General features: G+C 67.6%; 20 protein-coding genes. 18 read left to right on the top strand and 2 right to left on the bottom strand.

Going from position 1 to position 19,837, the window contains the following annotated elements:
* Window positions 1-54: 54 nt before the first annotated feature.
* The 4 genes from ACFWZ4_RS00060 (at window position 55) to recO (ending at window position 2,892) form a co-directional block, all read left to right on the top strand.
* Window positions 55-435, top strand: coding sequence for a DUF4845 domain-containing protein (locus ACFWZ4_RS00060; protein ID WP_439702733.1), 381 nt, complete (start codon window positions 55-57; stop codon window positions 433-435).
* A gap of 5 nt (window positions 436-440) precedes the next feature.
* Window positions 441-1,100, top strand: coding sequence for a ribonuclease III (gene rnc, locus ACFWZ4_RS00065; protein WP_439702734.1), 660 nt, complete (start codon window positions 441-443; stop codon window positions 1,098-1,100).
* A 79-nt stretch (window positions 1,101-1,179) separates the two neighbouring features.
* Window positions 1,180-2,109, top strand: coding sequence for a GTPase Era (gene era / locus ACFWZ4_RS00070; protein ID WP_439702735.1), 930 nt, complete (start codon window positions 1,180-1,182; stop codon window positions 2,107-2,109).
* 63 nt (window positions 2,110-2,172) lie between these two features.
* On the top strand, window positions 2,173-2,892 hold the full coding sequence (gene recO / locus ACFWZ4_RS00075) for a DNA repair protein RecO (RefSeq protein ID WP_439702736.1): 720 nt from the start codon (window positions 2,173-2,175) through the stop codon (window positions 2,890-2,892).
* Between the two features lie 67 nt (window positions 2,893-2,959).
* Here recO and ACFWZ4_RS00080 read toward each other — a convergent pair whose 3' ends face one another.
* The gene (locus ACFWZ4_RS00080; RefSeq protein ID WP_439702737.1) at window positions 2,960-3,700 is read right to left on the bottom strand and encodes a response regulator; all 741 of its coding nucleotides are present in this window, start codon (window positions 3,698-3,700) and stop codon (window positions 2,960-2,962) included.
* 45 nt (window positions 3,701-3,745) lie between these two features.
* Between ACFWZ4_RS00080 and ACFWZ4_RS00085 the strand changes: the two genes are divergently transcribed.
* The 8 genes from ACFWZ4_RS00085 to ACFWZ4_RS00120 all read left to right on the top strand — a co-directional run bounded on the left by ACFWZ4_RS00085 (window position 3,746) and on the right by ACFWZ4_RS00120 (window position 11,262).
* Window positions 3,746-5,767, top strand: coding sequence for a hypothetical protein (locus tag ACFWZ4_RS00085; RefSeq protein ID WP_439702738.1), 2,022 nt, complete (start codon window positions 3,746-3,748; stop codon window positions 5,765-5,767).
* A 24-nt stretch (window positions 5,768-5,791) separates the two neighbouring features.
* The gene (locus tag ACFWZ4_RS00090) at window positions 5,792-6,391 is read left to right on the top strand and encodes a YdbL family protein (protein ID WP_439702739.1); all 600 of its coding nucleotides are present in this window, start codon (window positions 5,792-5,794) and stop codon (window positions 6,389-6,391) included.
* Window positions 6,392-6,465: 74 nt separating this feature from the next.
* Complete coding sequence (gene rlmD / locus ACFWZ4_RS00095; RefSeq protein WP_439702740.1) at window positions 6,466-7,779, top strand: 23S rRNA (uracil(1939)-C(5))-methyltransferase RlmD; 1,314 nt, start codon at window positions 6,466-6,468, stop codon at window positions 7,777-7,779.
* A gap of 149 nt (window positions 7,780-7,928) precedes the next feature.
* Entirely contained in the window at window positions 7,929-8,474 is a 546-nt protein-coding gene (locus ACFWZ4_RS00100) for a CYTH domain-containing protein (RefSeq protein ID WP_439702741.1), read from the top strand.
* Window positions 8,465-9,481: a beta-N-acetylhexosaminidase gene (gene nagZ / locus ACFWZ4_RS00105; RefSeq protein WP_439702742.1), complete on the top strand. Its 1,017-nt coding sequence runs from the start codon at window positions 8,465-8,467 to the stop codon at window positions 9,479-9,481. The genes ACFWZ4_RS00100 and nagZ overlap by 10 nt, the downstream gene beginning before the upstream one ends.
* Window positions 9,478-10,032, top strand: a complete 555-nt coding sequence (locus ACFWZ4_RS00110; protein WP_439702743.1) for a hypoxanthine-guanine phosphoribosyltransferase — start codon at window positions 9,478-9,480, stop codon at window positions 10,030-10,032. The genes nagZ and ACFWZ4_RS00110 overlap by 4 nt, the downstream gene beginning before the upstream one ends.
* Window positions 10,033-10,046: 14 nt before the next feature.
* Entirely contained in the window at window positions 10,047-10,796 is a 750-nt protein-coding gene (locus ACFWZ4_RS00115) for an S-methyl-5'-thioinosine phosphorylase (protein WP_439702744.1), read from the top strand.
* 259 nt (window positions 10,797-11,055) lie between these two features.
* Window positions 11,056-11,262: a cold-shock protein gene (locus ACFWZ4_RS00120; RefSeq protein ID WP_036117760.1), complete on the top strand. Its 207-nt coding sequence runs from the start codon at window positions 11,056-11,058 to the stop codon at window positions 11,260-11,262.
* A gap of 110 nt (window positions 11,263-11,372) precedes the next feature.
* On the opposite strand, the gene trxB is transcribed toward ACFWZ4_RS00120, so the two are convergent.
* Entirely contained in the window at window positions 11,373-12,335 is a 963-nt protein-coding gene (gene trxB, locus ACFWZ4_RS00125) for a thioredoxin-disulfide reductase (RefSeq protein WP_439702745.1), read from the bottom strand.
* A 204-nt stretch (window positions 12,336-12,539) separates the two neighbouring features.
* Between trxB and ald the strand changes: the two genes are divergently transcribed.
* The 6 genes from ald to ACFWZ4_RS00155 all read left to right on the top strand — a co-directional run bounded on the left by ald (window position 12,540) and on the right by ACFWZ4_RS00155 (window position 19,769).
* Window positions 12,540-13,604, top strand: coding sequence for an alanine dehydrogenase (gene ald, locus ACFWZ4_RS00130; protein WP_439702746.1), 1,065 nt, complete (start codon window positions 12,540-12,542; stop codon window positions 13,602-13,604).
* Window positions 13,605-13,829: 225 nt separating this feature from the next.
* Window positions 13,830-16,154, top strand: coding sequence for a DNA translocase FtsK (locus ACFWZ4_RS00135; protein WP_439702747.1), 2,325 nt, complete (start codon window positions 13,830-13,832; stop codon window positions 16,152-16,154).
* A 228-nt stretch (window positions 16,155-16,382) separates the two neighbouring features.
* Window positions 16,383-17,045, top strand: coding sequence for an outer membrane lipoprotein chaperone LolA (gene lolA / locus ACFWZ4_RS00140; RefSeq protein ID WP_439702748.1), 663 nt, complete (start codon window positions 16,383-16,385; stop codon window positions 17,043-17,045).
* Window positions 17,046-17,052: 7 nt separating this feature from the next.
* The gene (locus ACFWZ4_RS00145; protein WP_439702749.1) at window positions 17,053-17,724 is read left to right on the top strand and encodes a YoaK family protein; all 672 of its coding nucleotides are present in this window, start codon (window positions 17,053-17,055) and stop codon (window positions 17,722-17,724) included.
* Window positions 17,725-17,776: 52 nt separating this feature from the next.
* The gene (locus ACFWZ4_RS00150) at window positions 17,777-19,096 is read left to right on the top strand and encodes a replication-associated recombination protein A (RefSeq protein WP_439702750.1); all 1,320 of its coding nucleotides are present in this window, start codon (window positions 17,777-17,779) and stop codon (window positions 19,094-19,096) included.
* A 91-nt stretch (window positions 19,097-19,187) separates the two neighbouring features.
* Window positions 19,188-19,769, top strand: a complete 582-nt coding sequence (locus ACFWZ4_RS00155; protein ID WP_439702751.1) for a hypothetical protein — start codon at window positions 19,188-19,190, stop codon at window positions 19,767-19,769.
* The last annotated feature ends 68 nt before the right edge of the window (window positions 19,770-19,837 follow it).

Raw genomic sequence — 19,837 nt, forward strand, 5'->3', positions numbered from 1 at the left:
GCGGCGCGCAGAATACAGACGAGGTAGCCGCCGCAGCGGCATAGCGAGGGGACTATGAAAAGCAAGCAAGCAGGTATCACCCTGATCGGGTTTTTGGTCGTCCTGGTCGTCGTAGCCTTCTTCGGCTACATGGCGATGAAGCTGGTGCCGGCCTACACCGAGTACATGGGTGTGGCCAAGGCGATGACGCAGGTTTCGACCGAGGGCGCGGAGGGCAAGTCGCTGGACGAGATCCGCCGCGACCTGATGTTCAAGATGGGTTTCCAGTACGTGGATGACGCCACCATCCAGCCGCAGGACATCACCATCGACCGCACCAACGGCACGCAGCTGCACGTGGCCTACGACAAGCAGGTTCCCTTCATCTACAACATCGATTTCCTGCTGCACTTCGAAAAGAGCGTGCCGTTGCAGGGCAACGTACCCACGCTCTGATACCAGTGAACTTGGATTACCGTTTCCGGGACCCCGCGCTGGCCGAGCTGGCACTGACCCATCGTAGCGCTGGCCGGCCGAACAACGAACGGATGGAGTTCCTGGGCGATGCGCTGCTCGGCGCGATGGTCGGGGAAATGCTCTTCGATGCCCACCCTCGCGCCAGCGAGGGCGAGCTTTCGCGGTTGCGCGCGCAGTTGGTCAACGGCCAGGCCCTTGCATTGGTCGCGCGCGAGCTGGAACTGGGCGAGGGGCTCAAGCTGGGTTCGGGTGAATTGAAAAGTGGCGGGTTCCGTCGCGATTCGATCCTCGCCGATGCGTTCGAGGCGCTGGTCGCGGCGGTCTATCTCGACGGAGGTTTCGATGCCTGCCGGGATGTCGTGCGAGGGCTGTTTGCCCAGCGCGTGGCCGATTTGCCCAAATCGTCCAAGGACGCCAAGACCCGCCTGCAGGAATGGTTGCAGGCGCGAGGCCTGCCGCTGCCGATCTACGAACTGGCCGGCAGCCACGGCGAAGACCACGCCAAGGTATTCGAAGTCAACTGCAGCATCGTCGAGCCGGTGCCGCTGAGCGCCGCCGCAAGCGGCCCCAGCCGTCGCGCCGCCGAGCAGGACGCGGCCGAGATCGTGCTCGGCCAGCTGACCGAGCCGCTGCCACCCGCCTGAACCCTTCATCCCCCGCCGCTGGCGCCATTGGCGCGGCGGCGCCATGCTTTGCCCTCTGCCCGCCGGAAAACCTTCTGCCATGAACGTCGAAACCGAATCCGCCGGCGATCTGCCGCACGAGAACTATCGCTGCGGCGCGGTAGCGCTGGTAGGCCGCCCCAACGTGGGCAAGTCGACCCTGCTCAACGCCCTGATCGGCTTTCGCCTGTCCATCGTCAGCCCGCGCCCCCAGACCACCCGCCACCGCATCCTGGGCATCGCCACCAGCGAGGCGGGGCAGGTGATGTACGTGGACACGCCCGGCCTGCATCGCGGCGCCAAGCGCGCCATGAACCGCAGCCTCAATCGTGCCGCGCGCACGGCGATGGCCGAGGTCGACCTGGCCGTGCAGCTCATCGAAGCGGGGCGCTGGACCGACGAGGACGAGGCGCTGTACGCCGCGCTGGTCGAGCAGAACGTGCCGCGCCTGCTGGCCATCAACAAGGTCGACCTGGCCAAGGACAAGGGCGCGCTGCTGCCCTTCGTCGCCGAGCTGACCGCCAGGCACCAGTTCGAGGACATCCACTACGTCAGTGCCCTCAAGCAGAAGGGCCTCAAGGAACTGGAGAGTGCGATCCTCAAACGCCTGCCGGTGCGCCCGCCCGTATTTGGCGAGGATGAGATCACCGACCGCAGCGAACGCTTCCTGGCCGCCGAGATGGTGCGCGAGCAACTGATGCTTCGACTCGACCAGGAGCTGCCGTATGCCACCACGGTGGAGATCGAGCAGTTCACGGATCGCGAGGACGGCGTGGCCGAAATCCATGCCATCGTCTGGGTGGAGCGCGATGGCCAGAAGGCGATCGTGATCGGGCAGGGCGGTGCCCAGCTCAAGGCCATCGGCAGCGCCGCGCGTCGACACATGGAGCGGTTGTTCGAGCGCAAGGTCTTCCTCAAGCTCTGGGTGAAGGTGCGCGAGGGCTGGGTGGATGACGAGGCGATGCTGAAGAAGCTTGGATACACCGACTGACAGCCGATCGCCGGGGTACGATCTGTGGCTTCCGAATCCTGTTGCCGCCCCGGCCCCTGATGCATGCTCCTGGACCAGCAGCCCGCCTACGTCCTGCACGCGCGGCCCTACCGCGAAACTTCGCTGCTGCTTGAATGCCTCACCCGCGACCACGGCCGATTGGGCGTGGTCGCGCGCGGCGTGCGGCGTGAGCGGGCGCGTTTGCAACGCGCGCAACTCGAACCTTTCCAGCCGCTGGCGCTGGATCTGCTGTTACGTGGTGAACTGGCCACCCTGCGCGGTGCCGAGCCAGCCGGTGCTCCCGGTCGCCTGACCGGTGACGCTGGCCTGGCGGGGTTGTATCTCAATGAGCTGGTGGTACGCCTGACCGGCCGCCAGGATCCGATGCCCGATCTTTTCGAGGCGTACGCGCGTACCCTGCCGCGCCTTGCCGGGCCGGGGACGCTGGCCTGGCAACTTCGCCGCTTCGAGCGCGACCTGCTCATGGCGATCGGTTATGCCTTGCAACTGGAGACCGAGGCCGACAGCGGCGAGCCGCTCGCGCCTGAAGGCTCGTACCGCTATCAGGTCGAACATGGCCCGGTGGCCTGTCCGGTGGACGCACCGCGGGCGATCCGCGGTGCCGACCTGCTGGCGCTCGCCGCGGACCAATGCCCCGATGCCGCTGGCCTGGCGGCGTTGCGCCGGCTCATGCGCGAGGTCATCCGCTTCCATCTGGGCGGTGGCGAGCTGCACGCCTGGCGCGTGCTCGCGACCGCCATGTCACGCCGGCAGCCAGACTGAGCCGAGCACCCGATGTTGCACTACATGGGGAAGTCTGCCCGGCTGAATACGTTGCCTTCAGTGGCATTCAGCGATCGAGCACCGCCAACGTAGCGACGAGCGCCTGCCGGAACCTTTCCCGCGCGCCGTCGCCCACGCAAGCGTCGGTCTCCACCTGGCGCTGCAGATGCTTCGCCTGCAGCGCCAGTGCCGGCGCGCCGCAAAAGCCGCAGGCCGAACGCAACCGGTGCAGCCGCTCGACCAGTCGGGTCGGCTCGCCGCACAGGTGCGCCAGTTCCTTGAGTAACGTCACCAGTTCCTCGCGCAGCAGGCCTCGCAGGGCCTGCATGGTGCGCGCGTCACCGCTGCTGGCCAGCCCGGCCGCATCGTCCAGCAGCGGCGCGTTCCGGCCGCTGTTGCGGGCGAGCGTGACAAGCGCACGCAGCGCGTCCAGCTCGCAGGGCTTGAGCAGCACGTCGCTGAAGCCGGCGGCCAGCAGCTGCTGGCGGTCCTCGGTCGAGACCTCGGCGCTGGTTGCCACGGCGGGCGCGTCGGCGGAACGGGCCTGGGCATCGGCGCGCAAGGCGAGCAACACGTCGCGGGCACCGGCCCCGGGCATGCGGCAGTCCAGCAGCAGCAGGTCGAAGGTCTCGATGGCGGCACGCGCCAGCGCCATCTGACCGTCGACGCACTCGTGAACCTGTGCGCCCAGCGCGCGCAGGCCGTCGCCGAGAAAGCGGCGGCTGGCCGCGTCGTCGTCGGCCACCAGCACGTAGGGCAGGGGAAGATTGTCAGGCGGCGGATGGCGCAGGAAGGCGGCTGTGTTCATTGACGAATCCATGTCGTTCAGCTGGCTTTGGCAGAATGATGGTACATGGCCTCCCCCTCCCGCCGCCTCCTGCTGTGCCTTGGCCTGCTACTCGTCACCCTGTGGACGAAGCCGGCCTGGGCGGACGTCGACCTGACCGCCAGGGTGGTCGCGGTGCCAGGCGTGCGCCTGCAGCAGGTGAGTTTGCACATCGGCGAGGACGGCAAGGGCAGGTTGGCGCTCAAGCTCCACGCTGCGCGGGCGGACATCGCGGCGATGGGCTGGCGCCGCGTCGGGCTGGACCTGGAAGGTGCGCTGTCGCGCGACCTGCAGATGCGCTGGCTGCTGGATGGCTCGATCGCGCTGCGAGGCGCCCCGGGCGGGGCGCTGGGCAACTCCGACGTGCACCTGGTGATCGACGAGCGCGCCAACACACTGCAGGCGGATATCGCCCAGGCCACGGCGACCGCCAGTGCCTGGGTTCCGCTGGACCAGACCAGTCATGCGCAGATCACCCTGAAAAACCTGCCAGCGCAATGGCTGGCCGGGTTGCTCGGTACCGTCTGGTCAGGCAAGCCCACGGGCGGGCGACTGGACGCCGAGCTGGCGCTGGATGTGCACGGCAACGGCATCCAGTCCTCCGGGGAGTTCAGCCTGGATGGCGTGGGTTTCGATACCCCCACCGGTACGCTGGCCGGGCAGGGGGTCGATGGCACGGGCCGGCTGGGCATCGATACGGAAGGCGGGCCGGCCCGCTTTACCGTGGACGCCACCCTGCGCGGCGGTGAACTGCTGCTCGGCCCGATCTACGCGAAATTGCCGGACCACGCCGTGCAGCTCAACGTGGCGGCGGTCGGGCAGGGTGGCGTGCTGGCGATCAGCCGCCTGCGCGTCAACGATGCCGATGCGCTGCAGTTGGACGGCGCGCTCGCCTTCGATGCGAAGGGCAATCTGGACAGATTGCGCCTGGAGCGCTTCCAGGCCCGCTTCCCCGCCGCCTACGACCGCTATGGCGCCGCCTGGCTGGACACGTTGGGTCTGCATGGGATGAAGGTCACCGGGGCATTGAGCGGCAACCTGGATTTGCGTGAAGGCGGCCCGCGCGGGTTCGCTTTCACCGCCGACCATCTCAACCTCGCGACGGCCGACGGCCGGCTGGCGATCGACGACCTCAACGGTGGCCTGGACTGGTCCGCCGACGACGATCGGCCGACCACCAACCTCGGCTGGCGCTCGCTGCGTATCTATCGCCTGCCGTTCGGTCCCGCCAAAGCGCAATGGCGCAGTCGGAACGGCACGCTCGGGCTGACCCAGCCGCTAGCGGTGGCACTGCTGGGAGGAACGGTGCAGATGGGCCAGCTCGACTGGCGTCCCGCTGCCGCCCGGGGTCAGCGACTGGAGACCTCGCTGGCTGTCACGGGCGTGGACATGGCGTCTTTCAGCAAGGCGATGGGCTGGCCGCAGTTCCCCGGCACGCTGGGTGGCGCGATTCCTTCATTGCGCCTCGTGGACGACACGGTGGAACTGGCCGGCGGGCTGTCCGTCAATGTCTTCAACGGCTTCGTGGACATCACCCAGCTCGCGTTGACGCAACCGTTCGGCCCCAGCCCGGTATTGGCGGCGAATGTGGGTCTCCGCCAGCTGGATCTGGGCTCGATCACCAGCGTTTTCGACTTCGGCAGCATCACCGGCCCCCTGCACGGCAGCATCGACAACCTGCGCCTGGTCGACTGGCAGCCGGTCGCGTTCGAGGCGCACCTGCTCGCCGACGAAGGCGGACGGATCAGCCAGCGTGCGGTCAACAACCTCACCGCGGTGGGCGGCGGCGGCATCGCCGCGGGCCTGCAGGGCGCGGTGCTCAAGCTCTTCAAGACCTTCGGCTACGCCCGCATCGGCCTCAACTGTGCACTGGCCGGCACGGTCTGCCACATGAGCGGGCTGGAGAATACCGGGGACGGTTACACTATCGTCGACGGCAGCGGCTTGCCGCATCTGAAGGTCATCGGCCACCAGCACGAGGTCGACTGGCCTACGCTGGTGAGCCGGCTGAAGGCGGCCACCGAAGGCGGCGGCCCGCAGATCCGCTGACGTCCACACCCTCAGGAGCCCTCCATGCGCAAGCTCGTCTACGTCCTGCTGACCACCGCAATGGTCGCGCTCGTCGGTTGCGTAACGATCAACGTCTATTTCCCCGAAGCTGCCGCGCAAAAGGCGGCCGACCGCTTCATCGGCACGGTGATCGACCAGGGCAGCGCGCCGGCCCAGGACGCCAAGCCAGCCCCGCCTGCGCACGAGCCCGGCCAACCTTCGGCCATGCTGCTCGACCTGCTGGTGCCGGCCGCCTATGCCGCCGATACGCCCGATATCCGCGTGCAAACGCCGGCCACCGAAGCGATCCGCGGCCGCATGCAGGCGCGCTTCCAGACCATTCTCCAGGGCTTGCTCGACTCGGGCGCGATCGGCTTCACGAAGGACGGTCTGGTGGCCGTGCACGACGCCGGCAAGATCCCGCTCAGCAAGCGCGCGCAGGCCACCGCCGCGGTGGCCGACGAGAACGGCGACCGCAATGCGCTGTATCGCGAGATCGCCCGCGCCAACGGTCATCCCGAGTGGGAGTCGCGGATCCGCGCCACCTTCGCCAAGGGCTGGATCGAGCGCGCGCACGCCGGCTGGTATTATCAGGACGCTTCGGGCGCCTGGAAGCGCAAGTAAGCCGCGCCCGTCCTTCAAAGCTTTGACCGCTGCGCCCGGGTCGCCGATCCGGGCGCAGGCGTTTTGCGAGTGCCATGAAAGAATTCGAAGCCACCATTACCGACCTGGGCCATGACGGCCGGGGCGTCGCCCGCATCGACGGGAAGACCGTCTTCGTCAGCGGCGCGCTGCTGGGCGAACAGGTTCGCCTCGGGATCCGCAAGCGCCACCGAAACTTCGACGAGGCGGAGACCCTCGAGGTGCTGGAGCGCTCGCCGCATCGGGTCGAACCGCGTTGCGCGCATTTCGGCCAGTGCGGCGGTTGCTCGCTGCAGCACCTGGACGCGCCGGCGCAGATCCAGGCCAAGCAGCGCGTGCTGTCGGACAACTTCGCGCGCATTGGCAAGGTCGAGCCCCGACGCTGGCTGGAGCCGCTGACCGACGCGCCCTGGGGTTATCGCCGCAAGGGGCGCCTGTCGGTGCGCGCTGTGGCCAAGAAGGGTCGCGTGCTGGTGGGTTTTCGCGAGGAGTCCAATCCACGCTTCGTGGCCGACATCAGCCACTGCGACGTCGTGCATCCGATGCTCGGCGGCCGGATCGGCCAGATCGCCGAGCTGATCGGCGGCATGGATGCGGCCAACGACATCCCGCAGATCGAATTCGCCGCGGGCGACGACACTGTGGCGCTGGTGTTCCGTCACCTGAAGCCGCTCAGTGAGCGCGATGCCCAGGCGCTGGTGGCGTTCGGCCAGGCGCATGGCTTTGCGATCTATCTGCAGCCCGGCGGCGTCAGCAGTGTCCACCCGCTTTGGCCCGAGCAGCCGCGCCTGGCCTTCCGGCTGCCGGCGGGCGAGGGCGTGGCCGATGTGGAACTGGAGTTCCAGCCGCTGGATTTCGTGCAGGTCAACGCCGGCATGAACCGGCGCATGCTGGCGCTCACGATGGAACTGCTCGATCCGCAGCCGACCGACCGCGTGCTCGACCTGTTCTGTGGCCTGGGCAACTTCACGCTGCCGCTCGCACGGCGCGTGGCCGAGGTCGCCGGCGTGGAAGGCGAGCACGGGCTGGTCGAGCGTGCCGCCGCCAACGCCGCCCGCAACGACATCGCCAACGCGCGGTTTCACGTCGCCAACCTGTTCGAGGACCAGCGCGGCAGCGCGTGGGCACGCGCCGGGTGGGACAAGATCCTGCTCGACCCGCCGCGCGCCGGCGCCGAGCACGTACTCGAGTACCTGCCGCGCAAGGGCACCGACCGCATCGTCTACGTCTCCTGCCACCCGGCCTCGCTTGCGCGCGACGCCGGTCTGCTCGTGCATCGTCACGGCTTCGACCTCACCGCGGCCGGCGTGATGGACATGTTCCCGCATACCGCGCACGTGGAATCCATCGCACTGTTCGAGCGCCGCTGAGCCTTCCGCACCCTCCGCAGGGTCATGTGCGGGCGATGACCTTGCTGTACGCGTCGCCCACGAGTGGCTCCTGCGAACGGCAGTGTGTGTCGACATAACCTCGCACCGGCCGCGCTATCCTTCCCGTTCCCTTTTGCCGATCTTTCGTCATGGCCGTCGAAATCGAACGCAAGTTCCTGCTCGCAAGCGATGCGTGGCGCCACGCGATCGTGCATAGCGAACGGATCGCCCAGGGCTACCTGATTGGCGCGCAGGCGCTGCACGATGGTCACGCGCGCGCCTCGGTGCGCGTGCGTCGCGCGGGCGAGCGGGCGTGGTTGAACATCAAGAGCGCCACGCTCGGCATCGAGCGCGCGGAGTTCGAGTACCCGATACCGCTGCAGGATGCCGAGGCCATGCTGACCTCGCTTTGCGACGGCCTGCTGGAGAAGGTTCGCCACCACGTCGAGGTCGACGGCACGCTGTTCGAAATCGACGAGTTCCTCGGCGACAACACTGGGCTCGTGGTTGCCGAGGTCGAGTTACCCGCCGCCGACGCAGCGTTCCCGCGCCCAGCCTGGCTGGGTCGCGAAGTGAGCGCGCTCGGCCGCTACTACAACGTCAACCTGATCGCGCATCCGTTCGCCCGCTGGTCGGACGCCGAGCGCATCGCCGCCGACGGCGCGGAAGCCGCAGGAGAGCGGGCATGCTGCTGATCGGCCTCGCCGGACTGGAAATCGAACCGCGCGAGCGCGACTGGCTCGTCGCGCCCGGCGTGGCCGGGGTGATTCTATTTGCGCGAAACTACGCCAATCGCGCGCAGCTGATGGCGCTGGCCGAATCCATCCGCGAGATCGGCGGAGAGCACCTGCTGATCGCGGTCGACCAGGAAGGCGGTCCGGTGCAGCGATTCCGCGAGGGATTCACGCGCCTGCCGGCCCTGTCGAAAATCGGCGCGACGTACGAGCGCGACCCTGAAAACGCCGTCCGCCTGGCCGAGGAACATGCCTGGGTAATGTCCAGCGAGCTGCGCGCCTGCGGCGTGGATTTCAGCTTCGCGCCGGTGGTGGACCTGGCCCGCGGCAACACCGCGATCGGCCCGCGCGCCTTCCACGACGACCCGGGCATCGCCGGCGAGCTGGCGCAGGGCTACGTGCGCGGCATGCACCTGGGTGGTATGGCGGCGGTGCTCAAGCATTTTCCCGGCCATGGTTCGGTCGCGGCCGATACGCACAAGGCGCAGGCGATCGACCCGCGCCCGCTGGAAGCCATCCGCGACGCCGACCTGCGTCCGTTCGTCGAAGCCATCGAGGCGCATGCCGAGGCGGTCATGATGGCGCACGTGATCTATCCGGCCGTCGACGAACGTCCGGCCGGCTTCTCACCGGTGTGGATCGAGGACATCCTGCGGGACGAGCTGGGCTTCGCCGGCATTGTCATCAGCGACGACATCAGCATGGCCGCGGCGGGCGCCGCCGGCGGCGTGGGCGCGCGGGTCAGGGCGCACCTGGCTGCCGGGTGCGACCTGGTGCTGGCGTGCTTTCCGGAGGTCGTGGACGAGGCGATCGCCGCGCTGCCACCGCCATCCGACGACGCCCTCGAGCGCCTCGCGCCGCTGCGTGGCGCCATTGGCGCGACCTGGGCGGGCCTGTTGGACAACCCGCAACGCGACCGTTTCATCGCGCGGATCACCGCGCTGGACGAACCTGAAGGAAACGCATGACCACTCCGCTTCCCCCGCTGGCGCAGGCGCTCGCCAATGCCGACGTGCTGTTCGAGCGCGAAGAACTGGAAACCGTGATCGCCGATCTTGGCCGGCGTATCGATGCCTCGCTCGATGGCGAGCGGGCGGTGTTCCTGACCGTGATGAACGGTGCGCTGATGTTCGCCGGCCAGCTGGCGCTGTCGATCCGCACCGACCTTGAGTTCGACTATGTCCATGCCACCCGCTACCGCGGCGCCACCGCCGGGCGCGACCTGTGCTGGCTGCGCGAGCCGCAGGCGGCGCTGGCCGGCCGCACCGTACTACTGGTCGACGACATCCTGGACGAGGGCCACACGCTCAAGGCCGTGCGCGACGATTGCATGAAGCGCGGTGCGAAGCGCGTGCTGATCGCCAGCCTCTGCCGCAAGCTGCACGACCGCTGCGTGGAAGGCATCGCCTCGGACTTCAATGGCGTGGAACTGCCGGACCGTTACGTGTTCGGCTACGGCATGGACTACTACGAGCAGGGCCGCAACCTGCCGGCCATCTATGCACTGAGGGGCGAATGAGCCCGGGAACGACCATGACCGAACCGACCATCGACCTGGCCGTTATCGGCGGCAGCGGCCTGTACCAGTTCCCCGGCCTGGAAAACATCAGCCGGCGCACGACCGAAACCCCCTACGGCCCGGCCTCGGGCGAGGTGGTGCTTGGCGACTTCGCCGGCAAGCGGCTGGCCTTCCTGGCGCGCCATGGCGAAAGCCACACGCTGGCGCCGCACCGGGTCAATTACCGCGCCAACCTGTGGGCGCTGCATGCGCTGGGGGCCCGGCGGGTGATCGGCGTCAACGCAGTCGGCGGCATCCGCGCCGACATGGGCCCGCGTGTGCTGGTGGTACCCGACCAGTTGGTCGATTACACGCACGGCCGCGTCACCAGCTTCTGTGACGTCGAGGGCAGCGAGGTCAGGCACATCGACTTCAGCGAGCCCTATACCGCCTCGCTGCGGCAGGAGCTGCTGGCCGCGGCGGGCAGGGCGGGCATCGCCGTGATCGACGGCGGCTGCTATGGCGCCACCCAGGGCCCGCGGCTGGAAACCCGTGCCGAAATCGCACGCATGAAACGCGACGGCTGCGACCTGGTTGGCATGACCGGCATGCCCGAAGCGGCCCTGGCGCGCGAACTGGAGCTCGAATACGCCTGCCTGGCGCTGGTGGCCAATTTTGCCGCCGGCTGCGGTGACGAGGCGGAAATCAGCATCGAAGAGATCTTTGCCCACCTGGCCGCGGCCACGGCGCAGGTTCCGGTGTTGCTGAAGGCAATGCTGTCCTAATCAGCTATTTTCAGCGGGGTTTTGTGAGCAGTGCGGCCATGGATGGTCGCTATTGGTGCTGCCGGGCGCGAACCGGTGACATTACTGCGATCCGCGAGATTGTGCGCTCATGGATGAGCGCAAAAAATTAATCCGACATATTGCGCTTTACCGGTAAACATGCTGATACTTTTGCCCGTGCCAGGGGCGGCCGACCAGGGGAAATGGCGGTCAGGCTCCAAAGCCCTGGTGCATCCAGTCCTAGTCAGAGGTTCACGCAATGCGTTTCGGTACGGTCAAGTGGTTTAACGACGCCAAGGGTTTCGGCTTCATCGCACCCGAGGACGGTGGGGAGGACGTGTTCGTCCATTTCTCGGCCATCAACTCCAAGGGCTTTCGTAGCCTGCAGGAAGGTCAGCGCGTGAAGTTCGAAGTCACCACGGGTCCGAAAGGCGCCCAGGCTTCGGGCGTGGAAATCGCAGCCTGATCCGCGCTTAGCGCATCATGATGAAAGAAAAGCCCCATGCTCGCGCATGGGGCTTTTTTTCTGCCTGATGCAGAGGCCCGCAGTGGCCTCCACGCGAGCCGGAGCCCGGATCAGCCGAGCATGTGCTGCTGGTCCAGCCAGCGCTCGGCATCCAGCGCGGCCATGCAGCCGAAACCGGCCGACGTGATCGCCTGGCGGTAGACGTGGTCGGCCACGTCGCCGGCCGCGAATACGCCCGGCACGGAGGTCAGCGTGGCCATGCCGCTGGTCCCGCTGCGGATCTTGATATAGCCATCGTGCATTTCCAGCTGGCCTTCGAAAATGCCGGTATTGGGCGTATGGCCGATGGCGACGAAGAAACCGGTGGCCTCGATATCGCGGGTGGCGCCGGAATTGACGTCCTTCACGCGCACGCCGGTCACGCCGGACTGGTCACCCAGCACTTCGTCGATGGTGCTGTTCCAGACCAGCTCGATCTTGCCGGCAGCGGCCTTCTCGAACAGCTTGTCCTGCATGATCTTTTCAGCGCGCAGCTTGTCGCGGCGATGCACCAGGGTGACCTTGCGCGCGATGTTGGCCAGGTACAGCGCCTCCTCCACGGCAGTGTTGCCGCCGCCGACCACCACCACATCCTGCTCGCGGAAGAAGAAGCCGTCGCAGGTGGCGCAGGCGGACACGCCGCGGCCCTTGAACTTCTCCTCGCTGGCAATGCCCAGGTACTTGGCGGTGGCGCCCGTGGCAATGATCAGCGCGTCGGCGGTGTATTCGCCGGAATCGCCCTTCAGGCGGAACGGGCGCTGGTTGAGGTCCACCACGTGGATGTGGTCGAAGATCATTTCCGTGTGGAAGCGTTCGGCGTGCTCGGCCATGCGCTGCATCAGCGCCGGGCCCTGCAGGCCCTCCACGTCACCCGGCCAGTTGTCCACTTCCGTGGTGGTCATCAGCTGGCCACCCTGCTGCAGGCCGGTGATCAGCGTCGGCTTGAGGTTGGCGCGCGCGGCGTACACCGCAGCGGTGTAGCCGGCGGGGCCCGAGCCGAGGATCAGCAGGCGGCTGTGCTTGGGGGTGGTCATCGTTATAATCCTTGGGTTTGCTGGCGGCTTTGATCGTTATTTGCCCTGCGCCGGGCGCGACATGGATGCTGCCGCGCCGAAAGCCGGCGCTTGGAACCCGCAAGGATGGGGAAGGGCGACGGGCGATTCAAGGCTTTCCGCTTTCCGGTTTCCCACCCGTCGACGCGTTTGCGCCGGCCCAACCCCACAGGATTGCTAACTGCCATGCGTATCGGTATTCCTTCCGAAACCAAGACCCTCGAAGGGCGTGTCGCCCTCGTCCCCGCTGCTGCCGCCGACCTGGTCCGCCGCGGCCATGAGGTGTTCATCCAGGCTGGCGCCGGCGAGAAGAGCGGCTTCTCCGACGAGGCCTACACCAAGGAAGGCATCACCGTCGTTCCCGACGCCGCAGCGCTGTACGAGAAGGGCGAGCTGATCGTCAAGGTCAAGGAGCCGATCGCCGGCGACCTGGCCCTGCTCAAGAAGCATCACTTGCTGTTCTGCTATCTGCATCTGGCGGCCGAGCCGGCGCTGACCAAGTCGCTGCTCGATATCGGCCTGACCGGCGTGGCGTTCGAGTCGGTGGAAGAGAACGGCGGCCTGCCGCTGCTGCTGCCGATGTCGGTGATCGCCGGCCGGATTGCCACCCAGATCGGCACCACGCTGCTGCACCGTCCGCAGGGTGGCAAGGGCAAGCTGCTGGGCGGCATGGCTTCCACCCCGCGCGGCAAGGTCGTCGTGCTGGGCGCCGGCGCTGCCGGTGGCAACGCTGCAGCCCTGGCCGCGGCCGCCGGCGCCAACGTGGTGGTGTTCGACAAGCGCCAGGACCGCCTCGCCGAGATGATGGCGATGGGTCCGAACGTGACCGCGCTGTACGCCTACGAGTCGTCGGTGGCTCAGGAAGTGCGCGACGCCGACCTGGTCGTCGGCGCTGTGCTGATCCCCAGCGCCAAGGCCCCGCGCGTGGTCACCGAAGACATGGTCAAGACCATGGAGAAGGGCTCGGTGCTGGTCGACATCTCGATCGACCAGGGCGGCTGCTTCGAGACCTCCAAGCCGACCACCTGGAAGGAGCCGACCTATGACGTGCACGGCGTGACGCACTTCTGCGTGACCAACATGCCGGGCGCCGTGCCGCAGACCTCGTCGGTGGCGATTTCCGCCGCCATCCTGCCGTATGTGCAGCGCCTGGCGGCCGGCAACCAGTGGCGCGAGCATGCGCCGTTGGCCGGTGGCATCAACGTCGATGGCGGCAAGCTGGTGCATCCGGCGTTGCAGGGCATGGTCTGAACCTTGACGCCTGGCGCCTCTCCCTCCCGGGAGAGGGTGCCGACTGGCGGGTGAGGGACGGGCGGAGCGCGGCATTTGCGCTCTGCCCGTACCCTAGCCACCAGCCCCTCTTCCAGCGGGAGATGGGTGCTTCCGGACACCTGCGCCTTTCCAGAAAAATCAAGCTACTACCCCCTCCGCGCCCTGTGTAGACTTGGGGCGAAATCTCGAGGGGAATCCACTCTGGTGGCGCGAAGCGCAGCAAACGTAAAGAAGGCACCCGAATCGGCCGGTCTCAGCGAAGAAGCCAAGCGCCGCCTGCGCGAAGCCGGCGCGCTGCTGCTTCTGCCACTCGCGGTCTACCTGCTGGTCTGCCTGGCCAGCTACAACGATCAGGACCCGAGCTGGGGTCACGTCGGCACGGTCGAACACGCGCGAAATTTCGGTGGCGCAGTCGGTGCCAACATCGCCAACCTGCTGCGCTACATCTTCGGCTGGGTTTCCTATTGTTTTCCGCTGCTGCTCCTGTTGCTGGGCGTGCAGGTGCTGCGCCAGCGCGGAGAGAACGCCGAGCATCCGTGGGAGTCCTCGCTGCGGTTGATCGGCTTCGTATTCTTCTTCATCACCGCGCCGGCGTTGATGTACCTCAACTTCAGCGAGCCCGTGCTGCCGCAGGGAACCGGCGGCATCATCGGGCAGTGGGCGGGCCACGGCCTACTGCAGGCCTTCGGCGAGAAAGGCGCGCCGCTGTTGCTGCTGGCGCTGTTCCTGATCGCGGTGACGCTGGCCACCGGCCTGTCCTGGTTCAAGGTGATGGACTGGACGGGGCAGGGCACGCTCATGCTGGTGGCCTGGTTGCGCGGCAAGCTCAAGCAGGCGCCCGAAGTGGCCAAGGCCCAGCAGGCGCGCGCCGAGCGCGAGGTCGTCAAGAAGGCCGAGGCGGTCAAGCAGGCCAAGCGCGAGCCGGTGCGCATCGAGACGCCGCCCGCGCCCGTGGCCAAGAGCGAGCGCGCCAGGCTCGAAACGCAGATCCCGCTGTTCGTCGGCGCTTCGCAGCCCGGCGAATTGCCGCCGCTGTCGCTGCTGGACGAAGCACCGGAGCAGGGCCCGGGTTACTCGGATGAAACCCTCGAAGTGCTCTCGCGCCAGGTCGAGCTGAAGCTCAAGGATTTCCGCATCGAGGCCAAGGTGGTCGGCGTTTACCCCGGCCCGGTGATCACCCGCTTCGAGCTGGAGCCTGCCGCCGGCGTTCGCGGTTCGCAGGTGTCCAGCCTGGACAAGGACATTGCCCGCGGCCTTTCGGTGGTCAGCGTGCGCGTGGTCGACGTGATCCCGGGCAAGAACGTCATCGGCCTGGAAATCCCCAACACCCGCAAGCAGATCGTGTACCTGTCCGAGATCCTGCGCTCGGACAAGTACGACCAGATGAAGTCGCCGCTGGCGCTGGCGCTGGGCAAGGACATCGGCGGCAAGCCGGTGGTCACCGACCTGGCCAAGATGCCGCACCTGCTGGTTGCCGGCACCACCGGTTCGGGCAAGTCGGTCGCGGTCAACGCGATGGTGCTTTCGCTGCTCTACAAGGCGAGCCCGAAAGACGTGCGCATGATCATGATCGACCCGAAGATGCTGGAGCTTTCGGTCTACGAGGGCATCCCGCATCTGCTCGCGCCGGTCGTCACCGATATGAAGGAGGCCGCCAACGCCCTGCGTTGGTGTGTCGCCGAGATGGAACGCCGCTACAAGCTGATGGCCGCGGTGGGCGTGCGCAACCTGGGCGGATTCAACAAGAAGGTCAAGGACGCCGAGGCGGCCGGCCAACCGTTGCTCGACCCGCTGTTCCGCCCGAATCCCGACATGCCCAACCTGGCGGCCGAGCCGCTGGAGCCGTTGCCCTACATCGTCATCATCATCGACGAATTCGCCGACATGATGATGATCGTCGGCAAGAAGGTGGAGGAGCTGATCGCCCGCCTTGCGCAGAAGGCGCGCGCCGCCGGCGTGCACCTGGTGCTGGCCACGCAGCGTCCCTCGGTGGACGTGATCACCGGCCTGATCAAGGCCAACATCCCGACCCGCATCGCCTTCCAGGTGTCCTCGAAGATCGACTCCCGGACGATCCTCGACCAGTCCGGCGCCGAGGCGCTGCTCGGCCACGGCGACATGCTGTACCTGCCGCCGGGAACCGCCACCCCCGAGCGCGTGCACGGCGCCTTCGTCGACGATCACGAGGTCCATGGCGTGGTGGCCTGGCTCAAGGCTCAGGGCGCGCCGCAGTACATCGAAGGCGTGCTGGAGGAGGTGCAGGCCACCAGCGACGGCAAGTTCATCAACGATTCGGGCCTGCCGCAGGATGGCGAGGAAGGCGGCGACGCCGACGCGCAGCTGTACGACAAAGCGGTCGCCGTGGTGACCCAGACCCGCCGTGCCTCGATCTCTGGCGTGCAGCGCCACCTGCGCATCGGCTACAACCGCGCGGCGCGGCTGATCGAACAGATGGAGCAGGACGGCGTGGTCAGCGCCCCGCAGCACAACGGCAACCGTGAGGTTCTCGCGCCGCCGCCTCCGAAGTAGCCTTGTCGCACGGGGTCTCGCGAGCCCGCGCCGCTGGGCCTCCCGGATCTAGATCCCTCCTCCGTCCGGGGAGTGGGATGGGGTGAGGGGGCACTCTCGCCGGATATACCCCTCATGCGACAGTCGGCCACTGTGAGCCTCGCGCCGCGCCCCTACAATGGACCTTGTGTCGCTATTAAGCCGCAGCCACTCAGACTTTCCTGCACGTTCTCCAGGAACAGGGCCTCCATGAACCGTCTTGCCGTCATCCTTCTCGCCTCGCTCGTCCTGTCTTTGGCGAGCTTGGTCCACGCCGCCACCGGCCCAGCCCGGCAGCGCCTGGACGCCTTTGCCACCGACCTGCATTCGCTCAAGGGCCACTTCACCCAGACCCTCGCCGATGCCAGCGGGCAGGGCGCCAAGACGAGTTCCGGCACGCTTGCGCTGCAGGCTCCGCGCCAGTTCCGCTGGGACACGCTCGAACCGTACAAGCAGACCATCGTGGCCGACGGCAGCCGCGTGTGGCTGTACGACCCGGAACTGGAGCAGGTCACGGTGCGCGTGCAGAGCACCGAGGAGGCGCACAGCCCGCTCACCGTCATCACGGACCTGAAGCAGCTCGACAAGGACTTCAGCGTGGCCGAGCGGGGCGAGCGTGATGGCCTGGTCTGGCTGCGCCTCAGTTCCAGGGCCAAGGATCCGCAATTCGACTACGCGGACCTCGGTTTCGACGCGCAAGGCCTCAAGCGCATGATGTTTCGCGACCAGCTCGGCGCAGTCACCGACATCCGCTTCTCCGACTGGCAACGCAACGTCGATCTGCCGCCCTCGACCTTCAACTTCACCCCGCCGCCGGGCGCCGACGTGATCGGCGACCTGCCGGTGATGACCACCCATCCGCTGAAGGACTGATCCGGCCATGCCCGTGCTGCGCCAGCTGCCGCGCTGGGCGTGGGTGGGCGGCGGCGTGCTCGCTTTCATCGCGGGCCTGATCAATGCCGCGGGCTACATGGGGTTCCGCCACCAGTCGATCAGCAACCTGACCGGCTCGACCACGCTGCTCGGCATTTCCCTCGGCACCGGCGACCGCGGCGAGGCGTTTCATTGGGCCTTGTCGCTGCTGGCGTTCGTGTTCGGCGCGATGGCCAGTGGCGCGATCGTGCAGAAAAGCACACTCAAGCTCGGACGTCCCTATGGCGTGGCGCTGCTGCTCGAATCGCTGCTGCTGTTCGCCGCCGTGCCACTGCTCCAGCACGAATGGTCGATCGGATTGTGGCTGGCCTCGATGGCCTGCGGCCTGCAGAACGGCATGGTCAGTGCCTACAGTGGCGCCGTGTTCCGCACCACCCACGTCTCGGGCATGTTCACCGACCTCGGCATCTACCTCGGGCATCGCCTGCGTGGGCTGGAGGTCGATATTTTGCGCGTGCGCGTCTGCCTGCTGGTGATCGGCAGCTTTCTGTTCGGTGGCGTCGCCGGCGCCCTCCTGTTTGCACACCTGCGCGAGCGCAGCCTGCTGATCCCGGCAATCTTGACCGGTCTGTGCGGCACGCTCTACAGCCTCTACCGCCAGCGCACGGCAACCCAGTAGGCGCGCGCCCGGCCGCCAGCGCCCGCCACGCGGCGGGCGGTATCATCCGCCGATGCCCGAGACCGCCTCCCTGTTCCCCGAGTCCGATGCGCTCAAGCCGCTGGCCGAACGCATGCGCCCGCAAAGTTTCGGCGAGATCGTCGGCCAGCCGCGGCTGACCGCCACCGGATCGCCGCTACGCCGTGCGCTGCAGGCGGGCAAGGTGCATTCGATGGTGCTGTGGGGGCCGCCGGGCTGTGGCAAGACCACGCTGGCGCTGCTGGTGGCGCGCTACGCCGATGCCGACTTCCGCGCCATCTCGGCGGTGCTTTCCGGCTTGCCGGACGTCCGCAAGGCGTTGGCCGAGGCGGAGGCGAACTTCGCCCAGGGCCGGCGCACCGTGCTGTTCGTGGATGAGGTGCACCGCTTCAACAAGGCCCAGCAGGATGCCTTCCTGCCGCACATCGAACGCGGCGTGATCGTGTTCATCGGCGCCACCACAGAGAACCCGTCGTTCGAGCTCAACTCCGCGCTCCTGTCACGCTGCCGCGTGCACGTGCTGGAGGCGGTGTCGGCGGACGCCATCGTGGCGGCGCTCGAACGGGCGCTGGCCGATGAGGAACGCGGCCTGGGCCGCCTGCACCTGCAGATCGAAGCCGAGTCGCTGAGGCTGATCGCACAGGCGGCCGACGGCGACGTGCGCCGCGCACTCACGCTGCTGGAGATCGCTGCGGAACTGGCCCACGAAGGACACATCGACGAATCCACCCTGACCCAGGTACTCGCCGATCGCACGCGACGTTTCGACAAGGGCGGCGAACAGTTCTACGACCAGATTTCCGCCCTGCACAAATCGGTGCGTTCCTCCGATCCGGACGCCGCGGTGTACTGGTTGTGCCGCATGCTCGATGGCGGGTGCGACCCGCTCTACCTGGCGCGCCGCATGACTCGCATGGCGGTCGAGGACGTCGGCCTGGCCGAGCCGCGCGCCTGGCGCATGGCGCTGGATGCCTGGGACACCTACGAGCGCCTTGGGAGCCCGGAGGGCGAACTGGGCCTGGCGCAACTGGCCATCTGGCTGGCCATCGCCCCCAAGAGCAACGCCGCCTACATGGCCTACAACAAGGCCCGCGCCGCCGTGCGCGACTCGGGCACGCTCGAAGTCCCGATGCACCTGCGCAACGCCCCTACCAAGCTGATGAAGGGGCTGGGTTACGGCAAGGGCTACCAGTACGACCACGATGCCAGCGGCGGCATCGCGCTGGGCCAGCAGTGCCTGCCCGACGCCCTCGATGGCGCGGTGTTCTACGAACCGGTCGACCGCGGACTGGAGCAGAAGCTGCGCGAGAAGCTGCTGGCCCTGCGCGAAGCCCGCAGCCAGGCGCGCAAGTAGTGGTTCCGCAACGCCGGTCCGATATCGGCGGCGCTTGATCTGCGGCCTGCCGCCTGCCTAGAGTCGGCCCACCAACCGGGGAGGGGAGACCATGCGTATCCTGATCGCGGCATTGATCGGCGGCATCGTGATGTTCATCTGGGGCGCCGTGGCGCACATGGCGCTGGGGCTGGGCAATCCTGGCATACGCCCGCCGGTCCACGAGGACGTGGTGCTGTCCAGCCTGCACGAAGGCCTGGGCAACGAGCCGGGCGTCTACATCCTTCCCTGGCTCGGCCCTGACGCCATGGGCGACGAGGCAGCCGTCAAGGCCTACGGGGCCAAGGCCAGAACGACTCCGTATGCCTGGGTGGTCTACCTCCCGCAGGGCGACGACATGACCCACATGGGTCCCCAGTTGGCCACTCAGTGGGCGGGCGATACGCTGGCGGCGCTCGTGCTGGCGAGCCTGATGAGCGTGCCGGGCCTGGGATTCGGTCGGCGCTTTGGCCTGGCCGGCGCGGCGGCGGTGTTCGCCTGGCTGAGCACCATGGTGCCTTACTGGAACTGGTACCGCTTCCCGGCCAGCTTCACGGCGGCGGCGCTGATCGAGCAGGTGATCGGCTGGCTGCTCGCCGGTGCCGCGATGGCCTGGTGGCTTGGCCGCCGCGAACGCAGACCCGCCGAAACCTGATTCCCTTTCGGGCTCTTGCCGGCTTCCGAAGCGGCCGCGCGTTTGCTAGCGCGTGGCCCCCACGGCGA

The sequence above is a fragment of the Frateuria sp. GZRe12 genome (genome assembly GCF_051900535.1).
In the GTDB taxonomy this organism is placed as follows: Bacteria; Pseudomonadota; Gammaproteobacteria; order Xanthomonadales; family Rhodanobacteraceae; genus Frateuria_A.

What these genes read in the sequence shown, in the direction of transcription:
- ACFWZ4_RS00145 (WP_439702749.1), top strand. Translation starts at nt 17,053, where the DNA reads ATGCCCGTGCTGCGCCAGCTGCCGCGCTGGGCGTGGGTGGGCGGCGGC.
- ACFWZ4_RS00120 (WP_036117760.1), top strand. Translation starts at nt 11,056, where the DNA reads ATGCGTTTCGGTACGGTCAAGTGGTTTAACGACGCCAAGGGTTTCGGC.
- rlmD (WP_439702740.1), top strand. Translation starts at nt 6,466, where the DNA reads ATGAAAGAATTCGAAGCCACCATTACCGACCTGGGCCATGACGGCCGG.
- ACFWZ4_RS00155 (WP_439702751.1), top strand. Translation starts at nt 19,188, where the DNA reads ATGCGTATCCTGATCGCGGCATTGATCGGCGGCATCGTGATGTTCATC.
- ACFWZ4_RS00110 (WP_439702743.1), top strand. Translation starts at nt 9,478, where the DNA reads ATGACCACTCCGCTTCCCCCGCTGGCGCAGGCGCTCGCCAATGCCGAC.
- lolA (WP_439702748.1), top strand. Translation starts at nt 16,383, where the DNA reads ATGAACCGTCTTGCCGTCATCCTTCTCGCCTCGCTCGTCCTGTCTTTG.
- ACFWZ4_RS00150 (WP_439702750.1), top strand. Translation starts at nt 17,777, where the DNA reads ATGCCCGAGACCGCCTCCCTGTTCCCCGAGTCCGATGCGCTCAAGCCG.
- ACFWZ4_RS00100 (WP_439702741.1), top strand. Translation starts at nt 7,929, where the DNA reads ATGGCCGTCGAAATCGAACGCAAGTTCCTGCTCGCAAGCGATGCGTGG.
- ACFWZ4_RS00115 (WP_439702744.1), top strand. Translation starts at nt 10,047, where the DNA reads ATGACCGAACCGACCATCGACCTGGCCGTTATCGGCGGCAGCGGCCTG.
- ald (WP_439702746.1), top strand. Translation starts at nt 12,540, where the DNA reads ATGCGTATCGGTATTCCTTCCGAAACCAAGACCCTCGAAGGGCGTGTC.
- ACFWZ4_RS00060 (WP_439702733.1), top strand. Translation starts at nt 55, where the DNA reads ATGAAAAGCAAGCAAGCAGGTATCACCCTGATCGGGTTTTTGGTCGTC.
- recO (WP_439702736.1), top strand. Translation starts at nt 2,173, where the DNA reads ATGCTCCTGGACCAGCAGCCCGCCTACGTCCTGCACGCGCGGCCCTAC.
- ACFWZ4_RS00090 (WP_439702739.1), top strand. Translation starts at nt 5,792, where the DNA reads ATGCGCAAGCTCGTCTACGTCCTGCTGACCACCGCAATGGTCGCGCTC.
- ACFWZ4_RS00085 (WP_439702738.1), top strand. Translation starts at nt 3,746, where the DNA reads ATGGCCTCCCCCTCCCGCCGCCTCCTGCTGTGCCTTGGCCTGCTACTC.
- era (WP_439702735.1), top strand. Translation starts at nt 1,180, where the DNA reads ATGAACGTCGAAACCGAATCCGCCGGCGATCTGCCGCACGAGAACTAT.
- ACFWZ4_RS00080 (WP_439702737.1), bottom strand. Translation starts at nt 3,700, where the DNA reads ATGAACACAGCCGCCTTCCTGCGCCATCCGCCGCCTGACAATCTTCCC.
- trxB (WP_439702745.1), bottom strand. Translation starts at nt 12,335, where the DNA reads ATGACCACCCCCAAGCACAGCCGCCTGCTGATCCTCGGCTCGGGCCCC.
- nagZ (WP_439702742.1), top strand. Translation starts at nt 8,465, where the DNA reads ATGCTGCTGATCGGCCTCGCCGGACTGGAAATCGAACCGCGCGAGCGC.